This is a genomic window from Sulfitobacter sp. SK025 (assembly GCF_003352105.1).
In the GTDB taxonomy this organism is placed as follows: Bacteria; Pseudomonadota; Alphaproteobacteria; order Rhodobacterales; family Rhodobacteraceae; genus Sulfitobacter; species Sulfitobacter pontiacus.
Window position 1 is genome coordinate 313861 of record NZ_CP025809.1, and the last position, 23346, is coordinate 337206.

The window sequence follows — 23346 nt, forward strand, 5'->3', positions numbered from 1 at the left end:
TTCGAAAGTGGAGAAACGTGCATGTATGATGACAATGTTGCGGGCCGACGCGGCCCGATCTCAAGACGGGGTGCGATGATCCTGCTCGGCTCCGGCGTGGTCGGCGCCTGCACCGCCTCGCCCCGCATCCCCTACCGCCCGGACGACGGGGTTTCGACCCGGCTTCTGGGTGCCGATTACCGCGTCAGGGCCGATGCCCTTGCGGAAGATTATCCCGTCGATTACGCGCCGCGGTTCCGGGACGGAAATCGGTCGCATTATCTGGCGCTGTCCGGCGGCGGTGCCGACGGTGCCTTTGGGACAGGCGTGCTGGCGGGCTGGACCGCGGCGGGAACCCGTCCGACATTCTCGGTCATCAGTGGTGTCAGCACCGGCGCGCTGATCGCGCCTTTGGCCTTTCTCGGTCCCGATCAGGATGACACCCTGCGCAATCTCTATACCAGCGGTGTGGCCGAGGGAATCGGCGGACGACCTTCGCTTCTGACGGCGCTGACGCGCGGGGCACTTTTCGACCGGCAACCGTTGCGCCGCCTTGTTGCATCTTTTGTAACACCCGACCTGCTCGCTGCCATTGCCGCCGAGCACCGTCGCGGCAGGCGCCTGTTCGTACTGACCACGGATTTGGATTCGCAGGTCGGAATCATCTGGAATATGGGCGCGATCGCGGCCAGTGGCGATCCGCGCGCGGCGACGATGTTCGAGGATGTTCTGTTAGCCTCGGCCGCGATACCCGGTGCATTCCCGCCGATCCGGATTTCAGGTCAGACCGCCGCTGGCCGACCGTTCGAGGAAATGCACGGCGACGGGGCCTTGATCTCGCATATTTTCACCCTGCCCGAGGCGGCGATGGTTTCATTCCGGGGGGAACTTGCAGCAGAAGCGTCTCTGACCGACATCCATATGTTGATGAACCTCCGTCTTGAGCCCGAATTCGATCTGGTGGAAGAAAATCCCGGCGCAATCGCGGCGCGCTCGGTCTCGACCCTTCTGAAGTATCAGGCGCGGGGCCAGGTCAACGCGACCTATGATTTCGCCCGCGACGCAGATATCGGCTTCAACGTCACCTCGATCGAAACGCCGGTATCCGAGGATGTGGAGTCATTCGAGTTCGATACGACATATATGCGCCGCCTGTACGCCGAGGGTTTCTCACGGGCACGCGACGGGGCGGCCTGGTCACGGGTTCCGCCTACCCTGACGACCCGGACCATACTTGCAAGCGCGGGCTAGTGGGAGAGTACCGCAAAGTGTGGGGCAGTTGCTCGGGGCAGGCGTTGATGGCAAGTTCGGGTCATGGCCCTTACAGGAGAAATCGTTCAGTTGAAAGTCCGGCTGCTCGGGATCAGTCCCATGATCTGGCGGCGGTTGCTGGTGCCTGCATCGATGACCTTGCAGGAGCTTCACGGCGTTTTGCAAGTCGCGATGGGGTGGGAGGGTATCCATCTTTTTTCGTTCGATATTCATGCAGTGGGGTACGGGTCATTCGAATTGTCGTTGGCGGATCCCCGTGTTGCTCTCGGCAGCTTTGATCTTCGCAAAAATGACAAGGTCTCCTACGTTTATGACATGGGTGACCACTGGGAGCATGAAATCCGAGTTGAGGAGTTCGGAAAGTCTGCGCCAAAGAAATCTTACCCCATTTGCATCGGCGGATCCGGCACGTGTCCGCCCGAGGATTGTGGCGGACCGCATGGCTTTCTTGAACGTCGTGACGAGGCGGACGGCTATGACGCATGGCAGGATATGGGCCTGATGGTGGAATGGCTCGATGATGTGATGCAAACTGCGAACCCACACCAGACCGTTCGCGATGTGCTAACTGACGACATCGAGGCGGCTATGCATCGTGTCATCGCGCGCGAGCCGTATCAGACAGGCAAGTTTTCCCGGAAACTGGTCAACGAGGCATTTCGCGCCGAGCGACACCGCGAATTGATGCATCAGCAGCTTGCCTGACCTGTTCAGAAAGGACCGGTTACGTACATGTGCCCCCGATATATCCTAAAATTATATTGACGGCATATTGAACATGCCTATGGTTCTGGACACCCATTTCTTTACAGTGTGCGTCCATGTCCAGAACCTTTGCCTATACCCGGGTCTCAACCACAGAGCAGACCCCGGAAAACCAGCTTCAGGAGATCGAAGCGGCGGGTTTCAAAGTCGAGCCGCACCGTGTTGTTACGGAAACCGTATCCGGGTCCGTGGCTATTGCGCGCCGCAAAGGGTTCAGCCGGTTGCTGGACAAGATGGAACGAGGTGATGTGCTGATCGTAACCAAGCTGGACCGCCTCGGCCGGGACGCCATCGATGTCAGCACAACTGTGGCCAGGCTCGAAGATATTGGTATCCGAGTTCACTGTCTTGCCCTAGGCGGCGTCGATCTGACCAGTTCGGCGGGAAAGCTGACCATGGGTGTGATCAACGCTGTAGCCCAGTTCGAACGTGATCTCTTGATTGAGCGCACCCAATCCGGTCTGGCGCGCGCCAAAGCGCAGGGAAAACCACTCGGGCGACCGACAGCGCTGACGACAGATCAGCAAGCCCATGTGCGTGAACGGATCGCTGCTGGCGAAACCGTCTCGGCCATAGCCCGCGACATGGGCACAAGCAGGCAGACGATCATGCGCGCAAGGGATGCGCAGCCGACATAAAATAAGAGCAGGCAGGAAAACACATGGACATCGAGATCGAGGTCAAGATCACCGGGCCGGACGGCATGGCACATACGGAGAAGATTGCGACTTTCAGCAAAGGCGCCGAGACCATAGGCGAAATCGGTCTCTCAATCGCCGAAAGCAAAGACCTTTTGTTGCAGCTCCAGCAGGAGATCGTATCCGCGCAATGCGCGGCTCACTGCGCGAAACGTTCCTGTTGTCCGAGTTGCGGGAGAAAGCTGCGGTGCAAGGGGCGCGTGTCAACGGCGGAGTAAAATTCGGCCATTGTGGCGGAGCAAAAGTCGGCCAGTTTGGGGCGAGCGCCTTGGAGCGTGCGGCCCTCATATAGCAAGCCCGGTCCAAGGCGCATTGGCCGTCAGGCCAATTCTGTGAGGTTCATTTGTTAGCGGCGGCGAGGCGGGCGCGGCTTTGATTGAGGCGGTAGCTTTCGCCGTTCATCTCGAGGATGTTGACGTGGTGTGTCAGCCGGTCCAGCAGCGCGCCGGTCAGGCGTTCGGTGCTGAAGGTTTCGGTCCACTCCTCGAAGGGCAGGTTGCTTGTGATCAGGGTCGACCCTCGCTCGTAGCGCTGTGAGATCAGCTCGAACAGAAGCTCGGCGCCGGTTTTGCTCAAGGGGACGAATCCCAGCTCGTCGATGATCAGCAGTTTGACCTTGGCGAGTTTGCGCTGGAGTTGCAGGAGGCGTTTTTCGTCGCGGGCCTCCATCATCTCGTGCACGAGGGCTGCGGCGGTCACGAAGGCGACAGGCAATCCTTTCTGGCAGGCAGCCAGTCCCAGCCCGAGGGCGACATGGGTCTTGCCGGTGCCGGAGGGACCGAGCGCGATCACATTCTCCTTGCGTTCGATCCATTCGCAGCGCGCCAGCTCCAGCACCATCATCTTGTTGAGCGACGGGATCGCCTTGAAGTCGAAGCTGTCCAGGCTTTTGATGGTCGGGAACTTTGCGGCCTTGATCCGGCGTTCCACCATGCGCCGTTCCCGGTCGATCAGTTCCAGCTCGGTCAGCCGGGCCAGGTAACGCACGTGATCTACGCCTTCAGCGGCGCAGATACGGGCCTGCTTGTCATGTTCACGCAAGAACGTGGGCAGCCGAAGCGTTTTGAGATGGTGGGCCAGCAGCAGTTCGGGTGCATCCGTCATGCCCCACCTCCTGCCAGCAGGCTCATGTAGGATGCGGCGGAGGTGGTGGTGATGTTGGTTCTGGGCAGGAAGGGATAGACATCCAGATCCAGCCTCGGAGGCCTTTGCTCGACCCTGCACAAGATCAGGTGCTTGATTGCATCGAAGCTGACCGCTCCCATTCGCAGGGCATCTTTGACGGCAAGATGCAGCACGTCAATCTCGAAGCGCTCCAGAAGGCGCAGGACCTGCACATACTCGCGCTTGCCGGCCTTTCCCTGCCGGGCTTCCAGCAGTCGGCGCAGGGTTTTGAACGCTTCGGGCAACTCCCAGCCCTGCAGAGGCGCGGCCTGATCGAAGGACATGATCTTGCGTTCGATCAGCGCCAGGTAATGCAGTGGATCAAACACCATGTCGCCGGTGTCATAGGAGCGCGAATGCTCAGCGATCACCTCGGCGCCGCAGCCGATAACAACCCGGGTCACGAAGCCCTTGATCCAGACCGCACGGTGGCCGTAGGCAACCGGCACCGAGTAATCATTGCCGCGATAACGCACCACCGATGTCGATGTGACCTGGCCACTTTGCAACTCACAAGCCTCAAAGGGGGTGCCGGGCAAATCCCGCATCGCCGCGAGATCGGCCTTCAGCCGTTCCCTGATGCTGACCTTGTGGCCACGCAGAACATCACCCTGGCGCTTGCGGCACTGCTCTTCCAGGTGAGCGTTGAACGCGTGCCAGTCCGGAAAGGACGGGATCGGCACCATGAAGTTGCGACGTCCGTAGCCGACCAGCCCCTCCACGGCCCCTTTGTCATTGCCCTTGCCGGGACGGCCATAGCGGTCCCGAATCACGTAATGCGACAACATCGCGCTGAACCGCTGGGTTCTTTGCCGGGAGCCATCCGGCAGAATCCGGGCTACCAGGCAGCGGTCATTGTCATAAAGAACCGACTGGGGAACCGCGCCGAAGAACGCAAAGGCATGGACATGGCCGTCAAGCCACGCCTCGGTATTGGCCGCAGGATAGGCCCGGATGTAGCATGCGTCGCTGTGCGGCAGATCGAGGGCAAAGAAGTGTGCCTTCTGCTCGACGCCGCCGATCACGACAAGCGCTTCACCAAAATCGGCCTGTGCATGACCGGGCGGATGGCTCAGCGGCACGAACATCTCCTTGCCGGTCCGCTTACGGTCTCGAACGTAATCCTTGACGATGGTGTAGCTGCCATCAAAACCGCACTCGTCCCGCAACCGCTCGAAAATACGCTTGGCGGTGTGACGCTGCTTGCGAGGGCGGCTCCTGTCTTCAGCAAGCCATTGGTCCATCTGGCTGGTGAACGCATCCAGCTTCGGGCGCCTGATCGGCGCTGTCCGCCGATATCCCGGCGGTTCCGAATAGGCCAACATCTTCGCAACACTGTCCCGGCTGATCCCAAAATCCCGGGCAATCTGACGCCCGCTCAATCCATCCTGGAAATGAGCGTGACGCACCTTCAAATACAAGTCCACGGTGTATATCCCCAAGCCCTCCCGAAATCCGAAAGGGCAAAAGTGGACGACTTTTACGCCGCCCGCGACAACACTATGCCGTCGCTACCGTGGCCGAGTATTGCTCCGCCGTTCACAGGCGTTCGCGGGGTATCAAAAGCCTGCCATCGTAAGGCACCTGTTAAAACACCAAGCACGTCCCGTTTTGCCGCATGCGAGATTTGCGACGTCGTATCATGTTGCGATCGGGAAATAGAATTATCCGGTTCGCCGTGCAGCGTCGGGATCGGACGACCCGCCTTGCGGCACCAAAGAGCGTACCAGATCCGCCATTTCCAAGGTGCCAACTTGCTGGCCTTCTTTCATTACACGATAGCGGTTGGTCGTGTCGCCGCCGGACTTCTCGATAAGCGATTCTAGGTTGTCGTTGTGATCGACTTCGCCGCTAATATCTCCCGTTGTTTCTGTGGTCTTACGCATGACGGACCGGACGCGCAAAACGCGCGCGCGGTTGATGTCGCTGACAAAATCTTCGATGTACGGGTCGCAGGGGTTCAAAAGAATATGCTGGGGCTCACCTTGTTGGACGACAAAACCGTCTTTCAGAATAACCAGATGGTCCGCGAGCTTGAGGGATTCATCTAGATCGTGAGTGATGAAGACGATGGTCTTTTGTAACTCGTCTTGCAGTTCAATCAGTAGGTTTTGCATATCGGTACGGATCAGTGGATCCAGTGCTGAAAATGCCTCGTCCATCAGCATGATGTCAGAATTGCTAGTCAATGCGCGGGCGATGCCGACACGTTGCTGCATCCCGCCGGACAGCTGATGCGGATATTGATCGCCCTGCCCCTCAAGGCCAACACGGGCGAGCCATTTTTGTGCTTCGCTTTCGTACTTCTTCAGGCTTTGCCCTTCGATTGACGGCGCGAGGCCAGTATTCTCCAGAACAGTCCGGTGGGGGAACAGCGCGAATTTCTGGAACACCATCGACATTCGATGTTGCCGCAAGTCACGCAGCTGTTTGTCATTATAAGACAAGATATCCTCGCCATCGACCAACACCTCGCCAGCGGTCGGGTCGATCAGCCGGTTCAGGTGTCGGATCAGGGTCGACTTCCCCGATCCCGATAGCCCCATGATCACCGTGGTCTTGCCGGCGGGTATATCAACGTTGATGTCGTTAAGACCCAGCACGTGGTTATGCTCGGCCAGCAGCTCCGTCTTTCCCATGCCATTCTTTACATGCTCTAGCGCTGCTTTCGGGTCATCGCCGAAAATTTTATACAGGTTCCGGATTTTGATTTTAATATCGTCTGACATGTCCGTTTCCTTATTCTGCCTGGCCGGCATTGATGCGTGCAAGTGCTGCTTTAGTCACCCGATCAAGAATGATTGCAAGCAGTACGATCCCCAAACCCGAGAGCAGACCGACGCCCAGTTCCAGGCTGCGAATACCGCGCAGAACCAGCACCCCAAGCCCCGGTGCGGACACCAGCGAAGCGATTACGACCATTGCGAGGCTCATCATAATTGTCTGGTTCACGCCGGCCATAATGTTGGGCAACGCCAGCGGTATTTGCACCCCGAATAGTTTTTGGCGGCTTGTCATGCCGAAGGCGTCGGCTGCCTCTATCACATCCTTATCGACAAGGCGGATGCCCAGGTCGGTCAGTCGGACGACGGGCACGATGGCATAGAGAATAATCGCGATCCCATACAGCTTTGGCTCTGTGACCGAAAAGAGGAAGATAAGCGGGATCAGATACACAAAAGGCGGCAGGGTTTGCAGCATGTCGAGGATCGGGATCATAATCCGTTGGGTGCGGTCACTGCGTGACATCGCAATCCCTATCGGCACGCCAAGAAGCACGCATATGAAGGCGCAGACGAAAATGATCGCGAGCGTTTGCATTGTGTAATCGTAGTAATCGACAAACGCGAGAAACCCGAAACAAAGCGCTACAAGTCCGACCAGCTTGAGCGACCGTCCGACCACAAAGGTGATCAGCATCAACAGTGGGATCATGATCCACCACGGCACCGCCTGCATCACCCAGAGCATTTCGTTCAGCGCCCAGCTAAGAGGTTGTGTGAGGGGGTCGACGACGACTTTCAGACTGTCCTTGATGTTCAAGAACCCGCTTTCAAGACCAGTGGTCAGGTCGCGCGACTGCGGGATTGCGTCGCAGGCATCGTGCAGATTGTCGAGCGATGGAAACGGTGTGTCCCATGCCGAAACCTCGTCTGCAGTGCCGGTTGTTTTGCCCAGCAGTTCAGCCATCGACATCGGGGTGCCATCGCCGCCAACTCTGCCGCCGCACCAATCGCGCAAGCCGAGTTTGTCGAAGATAAAATCGTATGTTGCCATGCATCCCCCGTGAGGGCGATTGCATCTGCCCTTCGTTCTTTAAAGTCGATTACCTAGAAAAGGCGGCCCGGTGCTTGATGCACCGGACCGCCCCAAAGTGTCGTTTCAGATCAATCGCCAAGAAGCGCGGACAGCTTTGCGCGCGCGTCGTCGTTGATCCAGTCTTTCCAGATTTCGGTGTTGTTTGTCAGGAAGTAGACAGCGGCTTCTTCACTGCTGGCGTTGTTCTCGTCCATCCATGCCAACAGGCTGCTCATCTGGTCCGTTTCGAACTGTACCTTGGACATCAGCTCGGTAACCTCTGGGTGGGAGGTTTGGAAATCCTTGGTAACAACTGTCAAGACGGGTGCCGTGGCAAATTCGGTAACGGCCGCGTCCGCGGAATCAGCATTCGCGTTAGCTTTTTGTGCTGCCTCGATCTCTTCGCCAAGGCTGACCTTGGTCATGTCGAACTTGCCCAGTGGTGTGGTGGGTCCCCAATAGTAGCCAAACCAAGGCTCTTCGCTTTGCACGGCCGATGCCATCGACGTGGCCAGCGTTTCGCCCGAACCGTGGTTGAAGACTTCGATGCCCGAGCCTTCCAGATCCATCGCGCGGATCAGGTTGTCGTTCACAATCCGGCAGCCCCAGCCATCGGGACAGTTATTGAACATGCCGCCGACCAACTCGGGGTTCGCCATCACACCTTCGATGGTTTTCAGCTCGGGGTGCGCTTCGGCCAGATACGTCGGGATCCACCAGCCTTCGACACCGCCGGGTTCAAGAACGCTGGTCAATTCAACGATCTTACCGTCAGCCTTGATTTTTTCATAGGCGTCACCGGCCGAGTTTGGCCAAAGCTCCGGCACGATATCGGGCTCATTGTTCTCGGAAAGCGAGGTCACGGCGGGCGTGGTGTCGGACGGGACGATTGTGACATCACAGCCATACCCTTGCTCGAGCAGGAAGTTGGACACAGCCACAACAACACCGGCAGAGGCCCAGTTCATCTCGGCGATGGTGATCTCGCCGCAGTCTTCATTCGCCAATGCGGCACCTGGGATGGTGACAGCGGCCAGCGCAGCGCTAAGGATGTAGCGGTTCATAGTAGAAACTCCTATTCGTTCATTCAATTTAGCGGCCGCGACTTTATCGCGCGGGCCGGCAAAGCGTCGTCACGGGCATATGCACCGGTCCGACCTTAGAAACAGGTACAAGATCCAGTGCCCCATACAGCTTTCAACGGGATGATATGTCGCGTCAATTTGTGCTTCAGCGGGATCCTACTACGGTGGTCTCGGTTTGCAACCCGATCATCAGGGGAGTTCTGCCAGATTGCCAGTTTTCAATGCAAAACGCTGCGAACGTTAGAAAATTGCAGGACAAACGAAAAAACCGCCCTATAGCCACGGTTAAATGAACTGTGACACTGCGCTTTGACTATTGGTTTCTGACCGGTCGTTCAAAAAAAATGAAACACCCATTTGACATCTTCTTAAACTAAGCTCTTAGTGAGCGTTGCTGGGAATTGACCTTGGGAGGGGAGCAATGACTATAGCGCTACAAGCGAAGGGCTTGACCAAAGAGTTCAAGGGTTTCATCGCTGTCAATAATGTCGATCTTTCGGTCAAGAAAGGCACGATTCATGCGCTGATTGGCCCCAATGGTGCGGGCAAAACCACGTGCTTTAATCTGCTGACAAAATTCCTGCAGCCTACCCGTGGTCAGATAACCTACGAGGGGCGCGACATCACCCGGATGATGCCGTCAGAGATTGCGCGTCTCGGCATGGTGCGGTCCTTCCAAATCTCGGCGATCTTTCCCGATCTTACGGTTTTGCAGAATGTCCGTGTAGCGTTGCAGCGAGCCCGCGGGGAAAGCTATGATTTCTGGCGGTCTGACCGTATTTTGTCAAAGTTCGACGACCAAGCCCGCGACTACATCGCCGAGGTTGGACTGAGCGATCTTACAGACGAACGTGCCGCATCATTGCCTTATGGCCGAAAGCGCGCGCTAGAGATTGCGACCACGCTGGCGCTTAGCCCAGACATGTTGCTTTTGGATGAACCTATGGCCGGTATGGGCCGCGAAGACGTCGAGCGGATCTCGCAGTTGATCCGCCGAATTGCTGAGAACCGCACCGTGCTGATGGTCGAACACAATCTGTCGGTTGTGGCTGAACTTTCAGATCATATCACTGTCCTCGCGCGCGGCGAAATTCTGGCTGAGGGGACATACGAACAGATATCTAAAGCGCCCGAAGTGATCGAAGCCTACATCGGAGCCAACCATGACTGAACCCCTGTCCAATGTATTGTTAAAAGTCCAAGATCTGCGGGGCTGGTACGACGAAAGCCACGTGCTGCACGGTATCGACTTTGAGGTACGCCAGGGCGAAGTCGTGACGTTGCTTGGCCGCAATGGCGCTGGCAAGACATCTACCCTTTTGGCCATCATGGGTATCTTGGCCAAACGCGCCGGATCAATCACCTTTAACGGCACAGAGATGATCAGCCTGCAGCCCCGACAGATTGCGCGGCTTGGCATGGCTCTGTGCCCCGAAGAACGCGGCATATTCTCGTCTTTGAGCGTCGAAGAGAACCTCATGTTGCCGCCGCGCATTGCCGACGGCGGACTGAGCGTCGAGCGGATTTATGATCTGTTTCCGAATTTGTACGAGCGTCGCAAAAGCAGTCAGGGCACCAAGCTATCAGGTGGCGAACAGCAAATGCTGGCGATCGCGCGGATCTTGCGCACAGGGGCCAAGTTCCTGCTGCTTGACGAGCCGACGGAAGGGTTGGCACCGGTGATCGTCCAGCAGATCGGGCACACCATCAAAGCGCTTAAAGACGAAGGTTTCACAATCGTGCTGGTAGAACAGAACTTCCGTTTTGCGGCCTCCGTCGCAGACCGGCATTACGTTGTGGATCAGGGGAAGGTCGTTGACATGATCCCCAACGACCAACTGGAGGAAAACGCCCAGAAGCTTCACGACTATCTGGGCGTGTAGGGAAAACAGGACGCTTAGGCGTCGTAATCAGGAGGGTAATTTATGACCAAGAATCTTGTTATCAGCACCGCGGTATTCGCCGCGATGACTGCAGCACCCGCACTGGCGCAAGACATCAGCGTCAAGCTCGGCGTGCTCAATGACCGGTCCGGCGTATATGCCGATTTGTCCGGCGAAGGCTCGGTTGTGGCGGCACGCATGGCGGTCGAAGATTTCAAAGCTGCCGAAAATGGGATGAACGTCGAAATCATCTCTGCTGACCACCAGAACAAGCCCGACATCGGTTCGAACATCACGCGCCAATGGTATGATGTAGATGGTGTAAACGCGATCCTCGACGTGCCGACATCCTCGGTTGCGCTGGCTGTGGCCGACATCACCGCTGAAAACAACGGCGTATTCTTGATTTCGGGTGCCGGTTCAACGGCTTTGACCCGCGAACAATGTCGCCCGACGTCCGTGCACTGGACATATGACACAGCGTCCCTTGCCAATGGCACCGGTGCGGCGTTGACCAATGCAGGTGGTAAAAAGTGGTTCTTCATGACCGCAGACTACGCCTTTGGTCACTCGCTTGAAGAAAACACCTCGGCGGTTGTTGAGGCCAACGGTGGCGAGGTTGTGGGCCAGGTCAATGTGCCGTTCCCGAACCAGGATTTCTCGTCTTTCTTGCTGCAAGCACAAGGCAGTGGCGCTGATGTGATCGGCCTGGCAAACGCCGGCGGCGATACCGTGAACTCCATCAAGCAAGCATCTGAATTTGGGATCACGCAAGCCGGTCAAAAGCTAGCTGCTTTGCTTATGTTCACCAACGATGTCCATGCTTTGGGTGTGCAAACAGCCCAAGGCCTGTCGCTGACGGAAGCGTTCTATTGGGACCAGAACGATGAAACACGCGCATGGTCGGACCGCTTTATGGAAGCGCATGGTTCCATGCCCAACATGGTACAGGCCGGTGTTTATTCTTCTACAATGGCATATCTTGCGGCCGTGAAAGAACTGGGTAGTGCCGAAGATGGCAAAGCGATCGTCGACAAGATGAAAGCAATGGACATCGAAGACCCACTGTTCGGCAAAGTGACAGTGCGTGCCGACGGTCGTGCGCTGCACGATATGTACCTTTTCGAAGTCAAAACACCTGATGAGTCGACCGGCGAATGGGATCTTTACAAAGAGATTTCCTCCATCAGTGGCGAAGAGGCATTCTTGCCCATGCTTGAAGAGTGCGACTTCTCCAAGAAGTAACGCATCGCGTATTTTCCATCCCACCGTGCTGGTGGGATGGATGTTTCTTTCCACACCACTATAGGGCCAGGATATGTTTGAGTTATTGGGAGTGCCGCCGCAGGTTCTTTTAGGACAGCTTTTGCTTGGCCTGATCAACGGGTCGTTTTACGCGGTTCTATCGCTGGGCCTTGCGGTTATCTTTGGCCTTCTGAACATCATCAACTTTGCCCATGGCGCGTTGTACATGGCAGGTGCCTTTGTCGCGTGGATGCTATTGAATTATCTGGGCATTGGCTATTGGCCCGCTTTGTTCGTGGCACCGCTGATCGTGGGTGTCTTTGGTGTCGTCATCGAACGCACCATGTTGTCGCGCCTATACCATCTGGATCACCTCTATGGCCTGCTGCTGACATTTGGGTTGGCGTTGATCATTCAGGGCCTGTTCCGCAACTATTACGGCATCTCGGGATTACCCTATCAAATCCCTGCTGTGCTTTCGGGTGGGCAGAACCTTGGGTTTATGTTCCTGCCGAACTATCGCGCATGGGTCGTTGTCGCGTCTGTTCTTGTGTGCTTTGCCACCTGGTTCGCCATCGAGAAGACGCGTTTGGGTGCCTATCTACGCGCTGCGACCGAAAATCCGACGCTTGTAGGCGCATTTGGCGTGAACGTTCCGCTGATGGTGATGCTGACTTACGGGTTTGGTGTCGCGCTGGCTGGATTTGCTGGCGTCTTGGCTGCCCCGATCTATTCCGTGAACCCGACAATGGGCGAACAACTTATTATCGTGGTTTTTGCCGTCGTTGTGATCGGTGGGATGGGCTCCATCATGGGGGCCATCGTCACGGGCTATATGCTTGGTATCGTCGAAGGATTGACGCGGGTGTTTTACCCCGAGGGCTCAGCCGTCGTTATTTTCGTCATCATGGCAATCGTTTTGATGATCAAACCTGAAGGTCTGTTCGGGAGGACCGCATAATGGCAATGGCTGACAAAACCAAAGGCGAAGCTACAGGCATGCCAACACTTCATAAGATCATCTTTGGGGTGCTTCTGGCCGCGCTGATCGTGCTGCCATTTTTCGTCTACCCCGTGTTTGCAATGAAGGTGATGTGTTTCGCTCTCTTCGCCGCGGCCTTTAACCTTTTGCTGGGCTTCGGCGGATTGTTGTCGTTCGGACATGCCGCGTATTTTGGGGGTGCCAGCTATGTTGCGGCGCACGCGGCCAAGGTCTGGGGTCTGACACCAGAGCTGGCCGTTCTTTGCGGTGCAGCGGCGGCAGGCGGTTTGGGTTTTGTCATCGGGTCACTGGCGATCCGCAGGCAAGGCATATATTTTGCGATGGTAACGCTGGCCTTTGCACAAATGGTCTATTTTACCGCGCTTCAGACAGACTTTACCGGCGGCGAAGACGGCATTCAGGGCGTTCCGCGCGGTGCCCTGTTCGGGCTTTTCGACCTGTCCGACAACCTAGCGCTCTATTTCTTCGTTCTCGCCGTCACCTTTGGCGGGATATTGTTTTTGTACCGCATTGTGCATTCCCCCTTCGGCCAAGTGCTCAAGGCGATCCGCGAAAACGAACCCCGTGCAATTTCTTTGGGCTACAACGTCAACCGGTACAAACTTATCGTTTTCACTTTGTCCGCGACGATGGCGGGGGTCGCGGGGGCCACGAAATCGCAGGTATTCCAGTTGGCTTCTCTAACGGACGTGCATTGGTCCATGTCAGGAGAGGTCGTTCTGATGACTCTGCTGGGCGGCATGGGTACGATCTTTGGGCCCCTTGTAGGCGCAGGGCTTATCGTCACCATGCAGAACTATCTGGCAACTTTCGGCGCATGGGTCACGATCATCCAAGGTGTGATTTTCGTCATCGGCGTTTTGATGTTCCGGGAGGGCATCGTTGGGGTCTTGGCTCGTTGGTTTAAAAAGCCTTTGTAATCGCGGCTTAGGACGTTTTTGGCCTTCCCAACTTCAAAAGCGAAGGAACTATTACCCCTCCTCGCTTTTGAGAATTTCTGCTTTGCCATGTCATAGCTACGAATTTTATACGCTAGGTCGACTGGGCTGCAGCAGGCTCAATTCTTTTTGGCACCGGCACGTTGAACATCTCCGAACGGCCGAAGGCCCGACCTGAAGATGCGCACTGCATTTGCAACCTACCGGCCCGTGCGGTCTAGATGACGGCTGAAATTAGCCATATTTACCGCCGTTGCCGAGCGGTTAATACACTTCGCTTCACGTAGCCCGGCATAATAAGCGAAGCCGGAAATTGTGGAGTTCGTTGTGTGAAATTCTAAGAGATCCGCGAAATCGCAGAGTCGACGGGGTATGACTTCATCAGCCTTAGATATCGCAACTGTCTGTTAATGCTAATTAATTACCTGCTCAGAGATGCAAATCATAAAATACTGGACAAATGACCAGTTCGTCTGTTCAGATGCCCGGTAGTATCAAGGGTCGCCAGTGGAGGGGCAGTCCTTGATGAAAATGACTTGGGAGGAGTCGATCATGAACAGCGAAAAGAACCAGACAAGATACGCAGCCGTTGCACAGGAATTTGACGCAGGCCGTATTTCGCGGCGTGACTTTATGCGCAAAAGCGCAGCACTCGGGGTGGCCGCTGCGGCACCTCTTGCACTAGGGGCCAGCCATGCCAAGGCGCAAGCAGCCGAAAAATATGATTACATCATTATCGGTGCCGGCTCTGCGGGTTGTGCCCTTGCGGCGCGCCTGTCGGAGGACCCGGACAAGAACGTGCTCGTGCTTGAAGCAGGGCCTGCGGATGAAAACCAGTTTATCCACATTCCTGCTGCCTTTCCAAATCTATTTCAGACCCCGCTAGACTGGGCTTACCGCAGCACGCCCCAAAAGCATTCCGCCGATATTCAACTGTATATGCCCCGAGGAAAAGTTTTTGGTGGGTCAAGCTCGATCAATGCGATGATCTACAAGCGGGGCAATCCGATCTGTTATGATGCTTGGGGGGCAGAAAACCCCGGCTGGAGCCACGCAGATGTCCTGCCTCTATTCAAGCGGTCGGAAAATAACGAACGCGGTGCCGGTGATCATCACGGCACAGGTGGCCCGCTGAACGTAGCGGACCTGCGCGACCCTAACCCTGTGACGCTCGCGATGGTCGATGCCGCTGTAGAGGCGGGCTATCCAGCGCAGCCCGATTTCAATGCGGGCACAGAGCAGGAAGGGTTCGGCCTGTATCAGGTCACGCAAAAAGACGGGATGCGAAATTCGACGGCCGTCGCTTTCTTGCACCCTGCCCTAACGCGCGACAATCTCGCGATTCAGGCCGAATCCCATGTGCACAAGCTCCTTGTCGAAAATGGCCGCTGCGTCGGTGTGCGGTTTAAAGCAGGCGACGAGATGCATGAGGTCATGGCGGAGGCTGAAGTCATCCTGTCGGCAGGATCGATCGGCTCACCCCAGATTTTGATGCTGTCGGGCATTGGATCACGCAGCGCCCTGACAGAGCTGGGGATCGAGGTGGTTCATGACCTCCCCGGTGTTGGTCAGAACCTTCAGGAACACCTGATGGCACCGGTTGCCCATGTCTGCACGCAACCCGTAACCCTCGCCCATGCGACTGAGCCTGAGCAGGCGGAACTGCTCGCCAAGGGCATGGGAATGCTCACGTCGAATATTGGCGAAGCAGGCGGATATCTGACGGTTATGCCGGACGCCCCTGCCCCTGATCTTCAGTTTCATTTTGCCCCTACCTGGTTCATCTCGGACGGTGCTGGCAATCCAACGGACAGCGAAGGCTTTACCATCATGCCGAGCCTCGTTGGGACGAAGTCAGTTGGTGAAATCACGCTCGCGTCAGCCAACCCAGAGGATGCGCCGCTGATCAACCCGAATGCTCTTGCCGAAGCTCAAGATCTGGAAATTCTGGTCGAGGGGGTCAAGATCGCGCGTAAGATCATGAGCTCCCCTGCGCTGGATGATTTCCGTGGCGAAGAGCGCTTTCCGGGGGTGGATGTTCAAACCGATGACGAAATTCGAGCCTATTTGCGGGCAAATATCCAGACGATCTATCACCCTGTGGGCACCTGTAAAATGGGGTCCGATGACATGGCTGTGGTCGGCGCCGATCTAAAGGTTCATGGGATCGACGCGCTGCGCGTCGCGGATGCGTCTATCATGCCGACGATCGTCAATGGCAACACCAATGCTGCCGCCATCATGATTGGCGAAAAGTGCTCTGATCTAATCCGGGCCTAACTTGACTTACCCCTCGCGACCTCGGGCGACCGAGGTCGCGAGCCCCCATATCGTCTCAAAATTACGGAGCCACTCTATGCTTGGCAAAATGATGGACCAGCAGTTGCTGATCTCTTCCCTTATCGATCACGCAGCCCGCTGCCACGGGCGCACCGAAATTGTCTCGGTTGAAACTTCAGGCGCAGTAGACGTCACAAACTGGCAAGAGGTTGCCAAGAATGCGCGGCGCTTGGGTTCGGTACTGACCAAACTGGGCCTGCCGCAGGAAACCCGGTGCGGCACCATCGCATGGAATAACCGGCGGCACCTCGAGATTTACTTTGGCAGTTCGGGTGCAGGCTTCATCTGCCATACCCTCAATCCGCGTCTGCATCCCGACCAGATGGTCTATATCGCCAATGACGCGCAAGATCGGGTGATGTTCTTTGACCGAACCTTCCTGCCCGCTGTGGCAAACTTGAAGGACCGGTTTGATACGGTCGAGCACTACGTTCTGCTGGGACCACGGGACGACGAGGCGGCCCAGATGCTTGACGGGCTGCAGTTCTATGATGAATTGATCGCTGACGGAGACCCGGATTTTGTCTGGCCCGAACTCGATGAACGCCAGCCCTCTTCGCTTTGCTACACATCCGGAACCACGGGAAACCCGAAAGGCGTGCTTTATTCCCATCGGTCGACCTTGCTTCATGCGCTCGTGGGCAACCAGCCCGACGGGCTTGCGATCTCGGCCTGTGATACGGTGATGCCGGTTGTGCCAATGTTCCACGTCAATGCGTGGGGCGTGCCCTATACTGCGGCGTCGGCTGGTGCAAAACTGGTGCTGCCGGGTCCGGGGCTGGATGGGGACAGCCTGGCCAACCTGATCGACACACAACAGGTGACTGCTGCCTTTGGCGTGCCCACAATTTGGATGGGGCTATTGGCGGCGCTGGAGAAATCCGGCTCTAAACTGCCAAGCCTGACCCGCACTATTGTCGGTGGCGCACCGATGCCACCGTCGATGTATACGGCGTTCCGTGACAAATATGATGTCGAATTGATTCAAGCGTGGGGCATGACAGAGACCAGCCCCCTCGCGACGGTCAACCGTCTGCTGCAGCGCCACGAGGGTCTGTCGACCGAAGCGCAAACCGACATTCGCGTGGGCCAGGGCCGCTCTGTTTACGGGGTAGAAATCCGGCTGGTAGATGAGTCCGGGAATGTACTGCCCGAAGACGGGGCAACACAGGGCGACCTGCAGGTGCGCGGTCCTTGGGTGGTTCACAGCTACTTTAACAAAGAAGACTCGGCGCTGACCCCCGATGGCTGGTTCGACACTGGCGATGTCGCCACGATTGACGCGGATGGTTTCATGGTGATCCGAGACCGTTCAAAGGACATCATCAAATCCGGCGGCGAATGGATCTCTACGGTCGAGCTTGAAAACATCGCAATCGGTCATCCGGCGATCGCAAATGCCGCCGCCATCGCTGCCCATCACCCTAAATGGGACGAGCGTCCGATCCTGATCGCGGTCAAATCCGGTGACGTCTCCGAAGCGGAGCTTCTGAAAACCTACGACGGCAAAGTCGCCAGCTGGCAGGTGCCGGATCGGGTGATCTTTGTCGATGAACTGCCCCTAGGTGCCACGGGCAAAGTGGTGAAACTCAAACTACGCGAGACCTACGCGAACGTCCTTCTGGAGGGAGCCGCATGAAACATCAAAGTAACTTCACCCCCGATCTGCAAGCAGCCTATGACGTCGAACTAAAAGCCCTCGACGCGGCGAAGGACCGTTGGGCGCGAACCTCGCTGGACGAACGCATCGCGGTATTGCAGGCAGTCAAAGACAATCTGATGCGCGTCGCCGAGGAATGGGTCGATGCGGCGGGTAAGGCCAAGGGCATCCCGCAAGGCTCCCCTCTCTTGGGGGAGGAATGGACATCGGGGCCCTATGCCGTCATGTCCTGCTGCAACGGTCTGATCGATACGTTGTCGCAGATGGAAGGCAAAACCTTTCTGGACGGGCTAAAGAAACGCAGCCTGCCAAGCGGCCAAACCGCCGTGCGCGTTGTGCCACATTCAATCTGGGACCGGCTGTTGATTTCGGGCGTGCATGCGGATGTCTGGATGCAAAAAGGCGTGACCCCCGCCAACCTCAAGAACAACGCTGCATCAGCCTATGATATTCCGGCAGACCAACGGCGTGGCAAGGTCGCGCTGGTTCTGGGCGCCGGCAATATCGCCGCGATCACGCCGCTGGATGCTTTCCAGAAGCTCTTTCTGGAAAACCAGGTGGTCTTGCTTAAAATGAACCCCGTCAACGACTACCTGACCGAGCCTTTGCAGGCCGCCCTGAAGCCGCTGATCGACCGCGACGCACTACGTATCCATCGTGGCGATGGTCCAGCGGGGGCCTATCTTACGACGCATCCGCTGGTCGAGGAAATCCACATCACCGGTGCGCGCGCCACCCATGATCTGATCGTCTGGGGTCCAGGCGAGGAAGGCGAGAAGAACAAGGCCGCCAACACGCCGAAAAACACCCGACACATGACATCCGAGCTTGGTGCCGTTTGCCCCACCATCGTCGTACCAGGCCCGTGGACCAAGGCGGACTTGCGCTTTCAGGCGGAAAACATCGCCACCATGAAACTGCATAACGGTGGCTTTAACTGTGTCGCGGTGCAGAGCCTTATTTTGCCGAAAGGCTGGGATAAGACAGCCGAGCTGATGGGGAACGTCGCCGATGTGATGGCCAAACACACCAAACGGGCCGCTTATTATCCCGGTGCCGAAGATCGCCAACAGGCTTTTGTCGATCATGCCGAAAACCCGCAAAAGCTGGATCGTGGGGCGGATGTGGCTCCGCTTTATCTTGCCGATATGGCCGAGGGTGATAGCGATTGGCTGGCCCAGACCGAAGTCTTCACATCTGCGCTTGGTGTCATGCATATCGAGGCACAAGATGCCGAAACCTATCTGATCGAAGCGATTAAATGGGCGAATGACACGCTCTATGGCACATTGGGCGGCAATATCATCATCCACCCTGCCACGATCCGCGCCATGGGCCGTAAACGGTTCGAAGAGATCACCGCCGAATTCCGCTATGGCGCGATTGCGATCAATGCGTGGTCCGGCCTTGCCTTTCTGGTGACTGCCTGTCCCTGGGGCGGCTTTGCTGGCGCAACCTTGCAACACGTCCAGTCTGGTGTGGGCACCGTCCACAATACCTTCATGCTTGGAAACGTTGAACGCACGGTGATCGAGGCCCCGTTCCGCCCCTTCCCGCGCAATCTGTTATCCGGCGGGATGAGCCTGCTGCCCCGGCCGCCCTGGTTTGTGTCCAACAAGCGTCAGCATCATATCGGTCGCTTGCTGACCCGGTTTCAGTACAAACCCAGCTGGTTCAAGCTGCCGCGTATTTTCTTTCACGCCCTTTTGGGCTAGGTCGGCAGGGACAAATGTGAGTGCCCGATGAACGACATGACCCAAACAGGTAAGCTTGCGGACCGAAAAGCGAATAAGGCCCGCAAGCGTGAGAACCGCAAACGCGAGATTGCGCAAAGTGCGATCAGCGCGCTTAAGCTTTATGGTTATGCCCGTACGACCCTGCGTGATATTGCGTCGCAATCAGAAATGTCGCTTGGCAGTCTGCACTACTATTTTGAGGATAAGGACGAGCTTCTGATCTACTGTGTGCGACAGTACAAAAGCGAGTTTGCCAAAATAATTTCTGCATCTGTCAGTGGTATTTCCAACCCAGATCGCATCAAGACAGCGTTCTGTACTGCTTTGGCAGAAACGATCAGTACCGAAGCCGAGCTTCATCGGCTTTGGTACGACATTCGAAACCAAGCGCTATTTGACCAAGCTTTCGTTCCCGTCGTTGACGAGATTGAAGAACAGCTGATCGAGATGATGAATCCGATAGCCTCTGAGCGCAAAGCCAAGGAACTTCTTTATCTGCGTTTCGACGGCGCTTTTCGATATCTGCTGCAGTTGAGCGTTTCTGGTCGCCCGCGTGAGTTGGAGGAAATGACCGAGGTGCTCAAAGCCGCTGCCGGGTAACCCCACCTGCGTCTGCATCATATGCTGCAAACAGTCTTCTGATCATTTGCGCGCTTTCGAATGACAGTCTACATTGCTGGTAGCGTTTGGATCAAAACGCTATGAGGTCGCAGGGCGGTAGGAACCCCGAGGCGCCGTGGCAGCGCCTCGGGACTGTACATAATATATGTGGGTTAGTTCATACCGTAGTTTGCCCGGTCCAACTTGTCGTAGATCTCTGCTTTGGCCAATGCTGCCAATGCATAGGTATCGCCGTGGTCCACATCCGCCAGCAGGGCAGCCCAGCGATCAACGATGCGCTTGTAGTCTGCCAGCAGCGCTTCGGGGTTCTCAATACCGCGGCTCTTGGCGTTCTCGATCAGCACGGCCTCGTCGGCGGTTACAAATTCCGCCAGCGCTTCCGTCAGAGCCTGATCAGGTTCGAAAATCTTCATGCCGCCTTCTTTGGCGGCGGAAACCGCTTTATCAACATCCTTGTCGAACTCGACCCGGTGCTGCGCAAGATAGTATGCCATCTGGTCAAACAATACGTCGCGCGACTCTTCCGACAGGCCTTGCCAGAACGCTGGGTTATAGCCCCATTCGAAACCGGCATAGTAGTTACCGACGGCCAACGTGTTCATGTGCGTGACCACATCCGAAAGCGAAAAGGAATCCAACGCATCCGCAGCCGCAACCGCACAATCAAGCGATCCTGTGTCGAGGCCAGTGTACATCTCGCTTGACGGGATCGACACGGGTACCGCGCCCACATGTTCGGCAAAGCGTGACCAGGCACCGCCCGCCATGCGCAGACGCTTGCCCTGAATGTCCTCGTAGGTCGCGACAGGTGTGTTGCACATCATGTAATATTGCGACGTCGAATAGCCGCCGCCGAAAACGACGCCATTCTCTTTCCACTCGGCCAGTGCGGCCTCGTTGGTAAGGCCGAATTCAGTCGACGCAAAGGCCATGACCATCGGATCGGTGTTATAAAAAGCAAAGTTGCCGATCAGGTTGGCGACAGGCAGTTCGGACGGGGTGTAGGTCCCGGCGTGATAGGTCACTTGAGCAACGCCATCCCGCACGCCTTGTAGGGATGCGGCCGGCGGCAGAAGCGACCCACCGGCGAAAACGGTAAAGTTCACGTCCCCGTTGGTTTCCTCGGCCACGCGTTTGGCGAACTCGACGTAGGGGCCGCGCACCATCGAATGGCGTTCGGCAAAGAAGTGGTTGGCGTTTTGCGCGATGGCGGCAGTGCCAAGGCCACAGGCCGCGAGGGCCAAAAGGGATGTCTTCAGTTTCATTGTGTCGTCTCCTCCGGTTGAAAAGTTTTCACTGCGCCATGAGCGAGGGCAGGAACAGGCTGATCGCGGGAAAGGCGATCAGGATGAACAGGGTCAAAATATCCATGGCAATGAACCACGTGGTGCCCGAGATGATGTCGCGCAGCTTGACCTCGCCCGATAGCGCGCTGTGTAGGACGTAAAGGTTCAATCCGACAGGCGGCGTCACAAGGCCGATCTCAAGCAATTTGATGCAAATGATGCCGAACCAGATCAGGTTGATGTCGGCGGCTTCTAGCACGGGCAGCAGGATAGGCAGTGTGAGCAGGATCAAGCCGATCGAGTCGATTACCATGCCCAGGATGACGAACAGCACAGCGATCATAAGGATGATTACGAACTGGTTGTCAGAGACCGATAGCATCATATCCGTCAGTGCCCGTGGCACACCGGATAGCCCCATAAACCGGGTGAACATCACCGCGCCGATGGACAGAAAGAAGATCGAAGACGTCGCCAGCGTCGTCTGGCGGATTGCCTCGGCCAACGCCTTGCGCGTGAGCGAGCGGCGTAGCAGCGCGACGGTTGCAGCCAGAAACGCCCCGACGGCCCCCGCCTCGGTCGGGGTGAAAAATCCACCGAAGATGCCGCCAAGGACGCCCAGAACCAGCACAGGAAAGGGCCAGACCGACCAGAGCAGACCCAGCAGTTTTTTACGATCAACCCGTTCAATGACAGCGGGTGCAAGCGCGGGCGTCACCGTGGCACGCACGGTAATCATTGCCATATAGACAAACGCCGATAGCACGCCGGGAATGACACCTGCGATAAACAGCTGGCCGATCGATTGCTCGGTGAAGATGCCGTAAAGTACCATCAGGATCGATGGCGGAATAAGCGAGCCAAGCGTGCCCGACGCCGCGACAACACCTGTGGCCAGCGACGGATGGTACTTTGCTTTCAGCATCTCGGGCACGGCAATCTTTGACATCGCTGCGGTTGTCGCGATCGACGAACCCGAGGCCGCGGCGAAAAGGCCACAGGCACCAACGCTCGCGGAAGCGAGCCCGCCCGGCACTCGCGCCAACAAAACGCGCAACAGATCAAACGCGCCCGCAGTCAGGCCGGTATTGGCCGCAATAAAGCCCATAAACAGAAACATCGGGATCGCCGTCAGCGACCAATCCCCGATCAAGTTGAACGGCATCGCACTCACGATCCCAAGTGCTGCTTGCAGGTTGAACATCACAGTAATGCCGACAAAGGACACCGCCATAAGCGCCGTGCCAATGGACATCCGGAAGGCCAACAAACCAAACAAGGCTCCTACGCCGATCCAACCGATCAAAAGGTTACTCATGACATGTTTCCATCTAGCTGCGATTGCGTCACAGGCTGTCCGCGCACCACAAGGACGGCGCGTATAAAAGCAGCGAGACTGGCAAGGCCAAAACCGAGCGGCAAAACCATCCGTGACGGCCAGACGATGACCTCGCGTCCGCCCATGACCACTTCGCCCACACGCAGCGCCCGCACCGCATCAAGACCTGTTCGCCACGCCATAACAACAAGGATCGCCGCGGCGGCTATGCAGCTTAGGAACAAGGCCAGCTTCTGAAGCCAGTTCGGAAAGTGATTGAACAATAGATCAACCGATATCTGCTGGTCCTGCATCTCGACAAACGCCATCGGCAGCATGACCAGCGCAACCATATAATAGTAGGAAGACATTTCGACCGTGCCTTGGATCGGCGCATTCCACACCAGCTTTGCGATGACATCAGCTACGATGTTCAGCATCATCGCAATGACGCCGAAACCACCTACGAACATCAGCCAAGAGCACAGTCTGTTGAAAAACTTTAGCATCGGGCCTCCTCCCCATACCAAGACGGGATGTGTACCCGTACTTCCG

General features: G+C 56.8%; 21 protein-coding genes. 13 read left to right on the plus strand and 8 right to left on the minus strand.

Features of this window, described 5'->3' with window-relative positions; genetic code table 11:
- Window positions 1-21: 21 nt before the first annotated feature.
- From C1J04_RS16430 to C1J04_RS16445, 4 genes are all read left to right on the plus strand, one after another.
- Complete coding sequence (locus tag C1J04_RS16430) at window positions 22-1230, plus strand: patatin-like phospholipase family protein (protein ID WP_114865612.1); 1209 nt, start codon at window positions 22-24, stop codon at window positions 1228-1230.
- A gap of 63 nt (window positions 1231-1293) precedes the next feature.
- Window positions 1294-1956, plus strand: a complete 663-nt coding sequence (locus C1J04_RS16435) for a plasmid pRiA4b ORF-3 family protein (protein ID WP_114865613.1) — start codon at window positions 1294-1296, stop codon at window positions 1954-1956.
- Between the two features lie 116 nt (window positions 1957-2072).
- Window positions 2073-2654, plus strand: coding sequence for a recombinase family protein (locus C1J04_RS16440; RefSeq protein WP_114865614.1), 582 nt, complete (start codon window positions 2073-2075; stop codon window positions 2652-2654).
- A 23-nt stretch (window positions 2655-2677) separates the two neighbouring features.
- A complete protein-coding gene (locus tag C1J04_RS16445) occupies window positions 2678-2932 on the plus strand; it encodes a hypothetical protein (protein ID WP_114865615.1) in 255 nt (84 codons plus the stop codon).
- Between the two features lie 121 nt (window positions 2933-3053).
- Here C1J04_RS16445 and istB read toward each other — a convergent pair whose 3' ends face one another.
- The 5 genes from istB to C1J04_RS16470 form a co-directional block, all read right to left on the minus strand.
- A complete protein-coding gene (gene istB, locus C1J04_RS16450; protein ID WP_009824782.1) occupies window positions 3054-3818 on the minus strand; it encodes an IS21-like element helper ATPase IstB in 765 nt (254 codons plus the stop codon).
- Window positions 3815-5314: an IS21 family transposase gene (gene istA / locus C1J04_RS16455; RefSeq protein WP_114865400.1), complete on the minus strand. Its 1500-nt coding sequence runs from the start codon at window positions 5312-5314 to the stop codon at window positions 3815-3817. The genes istB and istA overlap by 4 nt, the downstream gene beginning before the upstream one ends.
- Before the next feature lie 228 nt (window positions 5315-5542).
- Complete coding sequence (locus tag C1J04_RS16460) at window positions 5543-6607, minus strand: quaternary amine ABC transporter ATP-binding protein (RefSeq protein WP_114865616.1); 1065 nt, start codon at window positions 6605-6607, stop codon at window positions 5543-5545.
- A 10-nt stretch (window positions 6608-6617) separates the two neighbouring features.
- Window positions 6618-7655, minus strand: coding sequence for an ABC transporter permease (locus C1J04_RS16465; RefSeq protein ID WP_114865617.1), 1038 nt, complete (start codon window positions 7653-7655; stop codon window positions 6618-6620).
- A gap of 110 nt (window positions 7656-7765) precedes the next feature.
- A complete protein-coding gene (locus C1J04_RS16470; RefSeq protein ID WP_114865618.1) occupies window positions 7766-8740 on the minus strand; it encodes an ABC transporter substrate-binding protein in 975 nt (324 codons plus the stop codon).
- A 442-nt stretch (window positions 8741-9182) separates the two neighbouring features.
- Here C1J04_RS16470 and C1J04_RS16475 point away from each other — a divergent pair, with 442 nt between their 5' ends.
- The 9 genes from C1J04_RS16475 (at window position 9183) to C1J04_RS16515 (ending at window position 20166) form a co-directional block, all read left to right on the plus strand.
- Entirely contained in the window at window positions 9183-9932 is a 750-nt protein-coding gene (locus C1J04_RS16475) for an ABC transporter ATP-binding protein (RefSeq protein WP_114865619.1), read from the plus strand.
- Entirely contained in the window at window positions 9925-10644 is a 720-nt protein-coding gene (locus tag C1J04_RS16480) for an ABC transporter ATP-binding protein (protein ID WP_114865620.1), read from the plus strand. Before C1J04_RS16475 ends, C1J04_RS16480 begins: the two co-directional genes overlap by 8 nt.
- Before the next feature lie 42 nt (window positions 10645-10686).
- Window positions 10687-11889 carry an ABC transporter substrate-binding protein gene (locus C1J04_RS16485; protein WP_114865621.1) on the plus strand — a complete coding sequence of 401 codons (1203 nt, stop codon included), beginning with the start codon at window positions 10687-10689 and terminating at the stop codon, window positions 11887-11889.
- 73 nt (window positions 11890-11962) lie between these two features.
- A complete protein-coding gene (locus C1J04_RS16490; RefSeq protein WP_114865622.1) occupies window positions 11963-12850 on the plus strand; it encodes a branched-chain amino acid ABC transporter permease in 888 nt (295 codons plus the stop codon).
- A gap of 5 nt (window positions 12851-12855) precedes the next feature.
- Window positions 12856-13812: a branched-chain amino acid ABC transporter permease gene (locus tag C1J04_RS16495; RefSeq protein ID WP_441351662.1), complete on the plus strand. Its 957-nt coding sequence runs from the start codon at window positions 12856-12858 to the stop codon at window positions 13810-13812.
- A 570-nt stretch (window positions 13813-14382) separates the two neighbouring features.
- Window positions 14383-16110: a GMC family oxidoreductase gene (locus C1J04_RS16500; protein ID WP_254693867.1), complete on the plus strand. Its 1728-nt coding sequence runs from the start codon at window positions 14383-14385 to the stop codon at window positions 16108-16110.
- A 76-nt stretch (window positions 16111-16186) separates the two neighbouring features.
- Entirely contained in the window at window positions 16187-17809 is a 1623-nt protein-coding gene (locus C1J04_RS16505; protein ID WP_114865624.1) for a long-chain fatty acid--CoA ligase, read from the plus strand.
- Window positions 17806-19545, plus strand: coding sequence for an aldehyde dehydrogenase family protein (locus C1J04_RS16510; protein ID WP_114865625.1), 1740 nt, complete (start codon window positions 17806-17808; stop codon window positions 19543-19545). The genes C1J04_RS16505 and C1J04_RS16510 overlap by 4 nt, the downstream gene beginning before the upstream one ends.
- A gap of 27 nt (window positions 19546-19572) precedes the next feature.
- Window positions 19573-20166 carry a TetR/AcrR family transcriptional regulator gene (locus C1J04_RS16515; protein ID WP_114865626.1) on the plus strand — a complete coding sequence of 198 codons (594 nt, stop codon included), beginning with the start codon at window positions 19573-19575 and terminating at the stop codon, window positions 20164-20166.
- A 173-nt stretch (window positions 20167-20339) separates the two neighbouring features.
- Here C1J04_RS16515 and C1J04_RS19615 read toward each other — a convergent pair whose 3' ends face one another.
- The 3 genes from C1J04_RS19615 to C1J04_RS16530 are packed head-to-tail and all read right to left on the minus strand — an operon-like array spanning window position 20340 to window position 23300.
- Window positions 20340-21452: a C4-dicarboxylate TRAP transporter substrate-binding protein gene (locus C1J04_RS19615; protein ID WP_254693868.1), complete on the minus strand. Its 1113-nt coding sequence runs from the start codon at window positions 21450-21452 to the stop codon at window positions 20340-20342.
- Window positions 21453-21480: 28 nt separating this feature from the next.
- Window positions 21481-22791, minus strand: a complete 1311-nt coding sequence (locus tag C1J04_RS16525; RefSeq protein WP_114865627.1) for a TRAP transporter large permease — start codon at window positions 22789-22791, stop codon at window positions 21481-21483.
- The gene (locus tag C1J04_RS16530) at window positions 22788-23300 is read right to left on the minus strand and encodes a TRAP transporter small permease subunit (RefSeq protein WP_114865628.1); all 513 of its coding nucleotides are present in this window, start codon (window positions 23298-23300) and stop codon (window positions 22788-22790) included. The genes C1J04_RS16525 and C1J04_RS16530 overlap by 4 nt, the downstream gene beginning before the upstream one ends.
- Window positions 23301-23346: the final 46 nt, after the last annotated feature.